This is a genomic window from Prevotella sp. DNF00663 (assembly GCF_001553265.1).
GTDB lineage: Bacteria > Bacteroidota > Bacteroidia > Bacteroidales > Bacteroidaceae > Prevotella.
In genome coordinates this window covers 27301-35714 of sequence record NZ_KQ960624.1, presented here as the reverse complement: position 1 = coordinate 35714, position 8414 = coordinate 27301, and the positions used below count along the sequence as shown (strand labels likewise).

Here is an 8414-nt window from a genome sequence, read left to right as displayed (position 1 = left end):
TCTATAAATGAAGGTTTTGCAGAGGTCTCAATCCGTGTTTTTCACACATTCTCAATCACTTACCATCAACCTGCATAAAACATCTCTTTTCTTGCATTTGCCCGCTAAAAATGAATTGAAAGCCTGCACTCCCTTTATCTACCGGTGATACAAGCATTTTTACTCTATAGGGGATTAGATAATGGTTTATATTTAAGTTTTAATATTCAAAAATACTGTATTAAAGGAGATTTTCTTACATAGGTCGGAAGAAAAAAGTTTTAGCGGACAGCAATAATTTAAAAACAAAAGTCATGGATTTTATAAAAGCATGAAGCCATTAACATGCTATGTACGTACCAAATTACGCCCGGCGTCTATCCTCAAGAAGATAAAAAGAAGAAGGGTAAAGCCCCACAACGAAGACCCCCCATAACTGAAGAATGGCAGCGGAATACCGATAACAGGGGTCAATCCAAGCACCATTCCTACATTGATAAACACGTGGAATAAGAAAATACTCAACACACAATAGCCATAAATACGACCAAACTTGAATGGTTGCCGCTCGGCAAGTTTGATTAATCGGAGTATCAAAGCCAAGAATAAGAGCAGCACTCCAGCCGAACCTACGAATCCTTCTTCCTCTCCTACTGTGCAAAAGATAAAGTCGGTGTCTTGTTCGGGCACAAATTTAAGTTTCGTCTGTGTACCATTTAAGAATCCTTTGCCGCGCAATCCACCGGATCCGATGGCTATTTCGCTCTGATGCACATTGTATCCTGCACCGGCCAAGTCCTCATCCAATCCCAACAACACGTTGATACGAACACGTTGGTGTGGCTCCATCACATTGTTCAGCACGTAATCGGCCGAATAGAAAAAGACGATGGAACCTACGGCGAAAGCCAAGATAAAAAAGTAAGAGGGGAAACGTGTGCGCAACCACATGTAGAGTAAATAGAGCACAAGAGCCACCGATACGATGAGTTGTACCCATACTATATCGAAAGGTATCACATACTCGGAGAACAAGAAGAATACCAACGTCGTACCAAGACAACCGGCAAGAATGTACAAGAATTGCTTTTTCTCTCGACAATAGATATTGACCATGAAGGCCGTACATATCTGTACCAACAGCAACACAACGAATTTGCCGATAGAGGTTGGCGTACCGAGGAGCATGACATTCTCGAATTTGATGCCAACCACGAAATAAACGACCATGGCAACGCCTGTAAACAGCACGCTACCCGGCATTCCTTCGCGATAAAACATGAGGAAGAAAGAGAGGTAAACCAATGCCGAACCGGTCTCACGCTGGCCAATAATAAAAAGCATCGGAAGCAAAACGATACCACAAGCCGCAGCAAAATGCTTCCATTGATGGATGTTGAAGCCGTAAGTACTCATGAGTTTAGACACGGCTAGAGCCGTGGCAAACTTGGCAAACTCGGCAGGTTGCAATCGCAAAGGTCCTAATACGAGCCACGATCGAGAGCCTTTAATCTGATGAGGATTAAAGATAGTGACGAACAAAAGCAACAGTAAAGCCGCGTAGATGACGTAGGAGAAAGTATCATAAACTCGGTCGTCCATCATCAACAGAACAAAGCCAAGTACGATGGAAGTAGCAATCCAAATGATTTGCATACCTGAACGGCTGTCCATACTGAAGATATTGTTGTCGCCATAGGTGTAGCCGGCACCGCAAACACTCACCCATCCGAAGATGAGCAAAGCAATATAGATGCCTATCGTCCACCAGTCGAGCGAACGTAACACGCTAGGTTGTCTACCTATTCCTTGAGCCATAAGCGATTCTTCGTCTTTGGAAGTCGGCTGCTTTCTTCTCCGAGGCTTCCGAGAGTTTACCTTTTATATATTGTTCCATCATGAGTGAGCCAATTGGTACACCATAGTCGGCACCGAAACCACCATTCTCTACATATACGGCAATGGCTATCTTTGGTTCATCCATTGGTGCAAATCCCATGAAAACGGAGTGGTCTTGACCGCGGTTTTGGGCTGTACCGGTCTTACCACAGACTAGATAGTCGGCTCGGTTGGCTGCCTTACACGTTCCTTTGATAACAGATGAGCGCATACCGGCGACCACATAGTCGTACGCCCGGCGGTTGGCCTTGGTGTAATGTCGACGTGTGTACAAGGTATCCAAAGGCTCGCCTTGTACCTTACGTACGATATGGGGAACATAATAATATCCACGATTGGCAATGGTAGCACCTAGATTGGCAATCTGAAGAGGCGTCAGATTCACCTCACCTTGCCCGATGGAGATACTAATAACGGTAAGTCCATTCCACGAACCACGGTAAGCGTTGTCGTAGAACGACGCATTAGGAATCAAACCACGTTTCTCTCCGGGTAAGTCGATGCCTAGTTTATAGCCAAATCCCATGCTCACCATGTAATCACGCCATAAGTTCATGGCCTCTTGTACATTCTTATACTTCGCCCGATTGCTCATCATGTAGTATAATCCCCAACAGAAATAGGCATTACAAGAGGTACTTAGAGCCTCAACAAGATTCAAAGGAGAGGCGTGACCGTGGCATCCTACGTGCAGACCTCGGTAGTAAAAGCCATGATGACAAGGGAACATGGTACTCGGAGTGATGATTTTCTCTGTCATATAAGTGAGTGCCTGCGTAGTCTTAAACGTCGAACCGGGGGGATATTGTCCCATGATTGAACGATTCAGCAAGGGTTTCCAAATATTTGCGGAAAGTACCCTGTGATACTTACCACGCTTCCGTCCGACGAGCAAACGAGGATCATAGGTAGGCGATGAAACCATACATAATACTTCACCCGTAGACGGTTCGATGGCCACAATGCTTCCTATCTTACCTTGTAGCAACCGTTCGCCTAAAGCCTGAAGCTTTAAATCAAGACTCAATGTAAGGTCTTTACCGGCCACCGGACGCTGATCGTACTTCCCATCTTGATATTTTCCTTGGATACGACCGTGTGCATCGCGCAGTAACACCTGCACTCCTTTCACACCACGGAGCTGTTGTTCGTATGAACGTTCGACTCCTAACTTGCCTATATAGTCGCCTGCTTGGTAGTAATCGTCTTTCTCTATGTCGCTCTCACCGACTTCTCCCACATCTCCCAATACGTGTGCTGCATAAGGATATTGGTATTGCCGGATGCTACGTTTTTGTACATAGAAGCCGGGGAAACGGAATATCTTCTCTTGGAACACGCTAAACTCGCGGTCGGAAAGTTGACTAAGAAAGAGTTGCTGGGTAAATCTGGAGTAACCGGGATTCTTACTTCGGTCTTTAATATCCTCCATTCGCTTCACGAAAAATTCCTTGGTAATGCCCAAAGCTTCGCAAAACTCGGTGGTATCGATCTTGTCGCGAGCCTCATTTTCTACCACCATGATGTCGTAAGCTGGTTGATTATAAACCATCAACTTGCCATGACGATCGGTTATAATACCCCGCGACGGGTATTCAATCTTTTTTAAGAAGGCATTGCTATCGGCATTCTTCTTGAAGTCATCGCTCAATAATTGGAGCGTAAACAAACGGATAATGTAGATGACCACAATGGTGATGGCCACCCCGGCAATAACTGTTTGTCGCTTTTCAAGATCGTAATCCTTCACTAATCGTTTGAAATAAGAATGTATTTATTTCTTTCTCAAGTTCTCCAACACCAATACCAAGATGACCGTCAAGACGATACTACCGCCAATGGTGGCCAACCAAAGCTGCCAATTGAAGAAGTTGAATGCCTCTAGAGTAAAGAACACAAAGCAGTAAATCGTCACTGAAATAATGGTATAGTAAACGAATTTAGCCGTACCAAGTGTTGAGAAAGAGGGCGCCAAAGTGTCGTCTACATCACGTTGGATAAACATTGACAACAGATAAGGCTGTAAAAGACCAAGAAATGTCATTGAGGCCATGGTGACACCGGGCGTATCTGAGAACACATCTATGCCCAATCCCATGAGGAAACACAGCAACAGAATAGCCCATTTAGGGTATCCTCGACGGAACAGCAACACCATATAAACATAAGGAAGTGGCGTAGCAAAGCCGAAAAGATGGACATGATTGAGCACCAAAACTTGCGCCAACAACAGCAACACAAATATAAACATGCCCTTCAACAAACTTACATTCATCTGTCTATCATCTCCTTTCTATCAATTACTCTTCTCCATGAGGGAGTCTTTCGCTGCTCTCATCACGTCAAGACGCTCTGTTACGGCGGCATTATCAATGACACAGACATCGCGTAGATTGCCGAAATCAGTCGCCAGAATCACCTTCAAACGATACGACAGACCATCAGCAGAGTTATAGACGTGGCGAATTTTCCCCACCAAAATACCCGGTGGGAACACCGAAGAATATCCGCTTGTCACCACATCTTCAAACAATTTGAAATGAGCATGGCGCGGAATATCATCTACATTGGCCATATTGGCAGCTCCACCCGACCAATGCAGATAACCGAAATAGCCACGATTCTTGATGGTGCAGCTGATATTCGACCGCGAATTGAGCACCGGTATGACGATAGAGTAATGGGCCGACGTCATATAAACGATGCCCACAACGCCTGTTCCACATACGACGCCCATGTCCTTTCGCACTCCATCGGCTGCACCACGGTCGATAGTCATCAAGTTATCGGGCTTATCGAGCGAGTTGCTCACCACCTTTGCCGGTATCAGCCGGTATCCTTGTAGAGTCGGGAGTTTCTCTGTATGCAAGTAAGCAGAGTCTTGTGTCTGCTTAGCCAACTGTTCCGACAACAGTCTAACCTGCTGTTCCAGAGTCAGATTTCGACTGGTTAACGCCTGATTCACCTTTGTCAGAGAGAAGAAAGATTCCACCTCCGAACTCATCTCATACACTTTCCCCGATACGGCATTGGCAGACGAAAACCATACACTGCCTTGATAACTGTTGAACTGAAACAATAATACAAAGCTTACTATTTCCAGTAAAACAAAAAGAAACCAGTGGTTATTCTTAGCCAAAAAGTTTAATAGGTTGCGCATGTGATGAAAGGCGATCTCAGGAACAGTTTACCAACGACGCTCTTATCGCATAAGGAAAGAGAAGCGGTCTACATTCTTCAATGCAATACCGGCTCCCTTTGCAACACTATGCAATGGGTCTTCTGCAATATGGAACGGAATATTGATCTTATCTGTCAAGCGCTTGTCGAGCCCGCGAAGCAATGCACCGCCTCCACTTAGGTAGATACCGTTCTTCACGATGTCGGCATAGAGCTCTGGCGGAGTATTCTCCAAGGCCGAGAGTACAGCGTTTTCAATCTTCGCTACAGTCTTATCAAGGCAGTGTGCAATCTCCTGATAGCATACAGGAACTTCCATTGGGAGTGCCGTAATGCGGTTCGGGCCATGCACAATAAAGTCTTCGGGAGCCTCTTCGCCTAGATCTGTGAGGGCAGAACCCACATGAATCTTAATTCGTTCGGCCATACGCTCACTCACCTTCACATTGTGTTGGCGGCTCATGTATTCCTGAATGTCGGCCGTAAGGTCGTCACCGGCTGTGCGAATAGAGTTGTTCGACACGATACCACCGAGCGAAATCACAGCGATTTCAGTGCTACCACCACCTATATCAACTATCATATTGCCCTCCGGAGCCTCTACATCGATACCTATACCGATAGCTGCTGCCATCGGTTCAAATATTAAATAGACGTCGCGACCGTCAGCATGCTCGGCACTATCGCGCACCGCACGCAACTCAACTTCGGTAGAACCTGATGGAACACCGATAACCATACGCAGCGACGGAGAGAAAAGTCGACTACCGGTATGTACCATTTTAATGAGTCCACGCATCATTTGCTCACACGCAGTGAAGTCGGCTATCACACCATCGCGCAACGGACGGATGGTACGAATATTGTCGTGCGTCTTCTCATACATCATTTTTGCCTTTCCACCGACAGCAATCATCTTGTCGGTGCGGCGATCTAAAGCTACTACCGAAGGCTCATCGACCACAATCTTATCATCACTGATGATGATCGTATTGGCCGTGCCAAGGTCCATAGCTATTTCTTGTATAAACGAAAAAAATCCCATGAAATAGTGTTTCGGATTTATATTTTATGTGTATTTACTTACTAAACCAAGCGTGGATAGCTGTATCGTAGTGGCTACTTACACCAAATGCACGCTCAGCGAACATCTTACGATCTTCTATATCGGTCTTGGCTCCCTTCTCATTCAGTATATCTAGCAACATACCATACTCTGCTTTGCTAGGCACAATCACCACATCTTTGAAGTTCTTTGCACCGGCACGAATCAAAGAGATGCCGCCAATATCTATTTTTTCGATGATATCAGCCTCAGAAGCTCCACTGGCTACGGTCTGTTCAAAGGGGTAAAGGTCTACGACAACCAAGTCGATAGAGGGAATCTCATACTCTTTCATCTGCTCCAAGTCACCTGTATTCTCACGGCGAGCAAGTATTCCACCGAATACTTTCGGGTGCAATGTCTTCACACGTCCACCCAAAATAGAGGGATAAGAGGTCACACTCTCCACAGCCTGACATTCATATCCCAATGATTCGATAAACTTTTGAGTTCCTCCTGTAGACAGGAATTTCACACCTTCTGCATTCAGTTTGGCCAGCAACTCATCCAAACCGTCTTTGTGGAAGACCGAAATAAGCGCGGTCTTCAACTCTCTTGTCTCTGCCATATCTATTTATTCATTATAATGATGAGAATGCAAAGTTACGAAAAACATTGATAGATGTGTACGAAAACACTGAAAAATTAAGCTTTTTATATAAGGTATAACGATAAAGGCGATTCCATCTTGGAATCGCCTTTCATTATCTTTCAGAGCAAAAACTTTCAACTCATCACTCTTCACTCAGAACTTCTCACTACCCCAAGTATTTCATGAGGATACGAGCATAACCGCTATCACGCAATTTAGCGATACTCTTTTCACGAATCTGGCGCACACGCTCACGTGTCAAACCAAGCTGATCGCCAATCTCTTCAAGCCCCTTTTCATGACAAGCAATACCGAAGCATTCGCGAATAATTGTAATTTCACGATCTTTCAATACCTTCTTCAACACCGATTCCAGCTCCAACGCCATCGACTCATGGTCTACTTGACGGTCAGTACGACTATCATCGCCCGACGCCATCACGTCTACCATGCTATTGTCTTCGCCATCTTGGAATGGCGCATCAATACTTACATGATGACTATCGGCCATCAGACTCTGGTCTATCTTTTCTTCTTCTATCTTCGTTACACTTGCTAACTCCGACAAAGATGGCTTACGTTGGTTCTCCTGCTCAAACTTATTGATTTCGCGGTTAATCTTATTCAGCGAACCTACTTGATTCAATGGCAGACGCACAATACGACTTTGCTCGGCAATAGCCTGCAAAATGCTCTGGCGAATCCACCACACTGCATACGAAATAAACTTAAAACCGCGTGTCTCATCAAATTTTTCGGCAGCCTTTACGAGTCCGATATTACCTTCATCAATAAGGTCGGTCAACGAAAGTCCCTGATGCTGATACTGCTTGGCAACAGAAACCACGAAACGCAAGTTTGCCGTTACCAACTTCTCTTTAGCTCGTTCACCTTCACGTCCGCCTTTCTTGATTTTCTGTGCCAGCTCAATTTCCTCATCAATAGAAATCAATGGAGCACGTCCAATCTCTACAAGGTATTTATCTAATGCCTCACTCGAACGGTTGGTAATACTTTTTTGTATCTTTAGTTGTCTCATTCCCTTTACCTTAAATCTAACTACCTGATTTACAATTCAATGTCCACACCTCTTTATAAAAGGCATGCAAAGGTACAAAAAAAAGCGAACACAAAGCAAGTGATATTTGCATTATTTACCAAATATACATTTATTTAACATTACTAACATACCATATCGCTTTCAAGTTATTAGGAACTAGAAAACTGAAAGAGAGTTAATCCAAATACATATAAATGTTTATCAAACATTCAACAAGTAATAATTATCATTGAATTATACCTACATAAGTATATGATAGGACTCGTAGGAACGCGAATGGAAGACCTTTTGTCTCTACAGGAGCCACACCCCAACCCTCCCCATAAAGGGGAGGGCGAAAGAAATAAAGCTTTTCTGTCCCATGACTTAAAAACTTATCAACTAAAAAACTCATGAACTAACAAACTCAACCAATAACTTATCAACTCAAAAATTTAAATACTAAGACCCAAACTCAGCTACTTGTCAACCTAAAATCTTGTCTACTTGTTCACTCTTTGACTTGTCTACTAAAACGATTGGGCTGGGGTGGGGCTGTTGCAGCGGCTTCTCAGCATCACTGCCTCAACTTTTCAGCATTTCTGAATAGGCTATGCAGT

Annotated in this window: 7 protein-coding genes; all 7 read right to left on the bottom strand. The window is 44.3% G+C overall.

Annotated elements, in window-relative coordinates; all coding sequences use genetic code 11:
* Nucleotides 1-327 precede the first annotated feature (327 nt).
* The gene (gene rodA, locus HMPREF3034_RS06740; protein ID WP_036898369.1) at nucleotides 328-1797 is read right to left on the bottom strand and encodes a rod shape-determining protein RodA; all 1470 of its coding nucleotides are present in this window, start codon (nucleotides 1795-1797) and stop codon (nucleotides 328-330) included.
* Entirely contained in the window at nucleotides 1778-3628 is a 1851-nt protein-coding gene (gene mrdA / locus HMPREF3034_RS06735) for a penicillin-binding protein 2 (RefSeq protein WP_036898372.1), read from the bottom strand. The genes rodA and mrdA overlap by 20 nt, the downstream gene beginning before the upstream one ends.
* 24 nt (nucleotides 3629-3652) lie before the next feature.
* Nucleotides 3653-4153, bottom strand: coding sequence for a rod shape-determining protein MreD (gene mreD / locus HMPREF3034_RS06730; RefSeq protein ID WP_036898375.1), 501 nt, complete (start codon nucleotides 4151-4153; stop codon nucleotides 3653-3655).
* A 21-nt stretch (nucleotides 4154-4174) separates the two neighbouring features.
* Entirely contained in the window at nucleotides 4175-5038 is an 864-nt protein-coding gene (gene mreC / locus HMPREF3034_RS06725) for a rod shape-determining protein MreC (RefSeq protein ID WP_036898378.1), read from the bottom strand.
* A 42-nt stretch (nucleotides 5039-5080) separates the two neighbouring features.
* Nucleotides 5081-6103, bottom strand: coding sequence for a rod shape-determining protein (locus HMPREF3034_RS06720; RefSeq protein ID WP_036898380.1), 1023 nt, complete (start codon nucleotides 6101-6103; stop codon nucleotides 5081-5083).
* 34 nt (nucleotides 6104-6137) lie between these two features.
* On the bottom strand, nucleotides 6138-6731 hold the full coding sequence (locus HMPREF3034_RS06715; protein ID WP_062434245.1) for an IMP cyclohydrolase: 594 nt from the start codon (nucleotides 6729-6731) through the stop codon (nucleotides 6138-6140).
* 190 nt (nucleotides 6732-6921) lie between these two features.
* Complete coding sequence (locus HMPREF3034_RS06710) at nucleotides 6922-7794, bottom strand: sigma-70 family RNA polymerase sigma factor (RefSeq protein WP_036898386.1); 873 nt, start codon at nucleotides 7792-7794, stop codon at nucleotides 6922-6924.
* Nucleotides 7795-8414 lie beyond the last annotated feature (620 nt).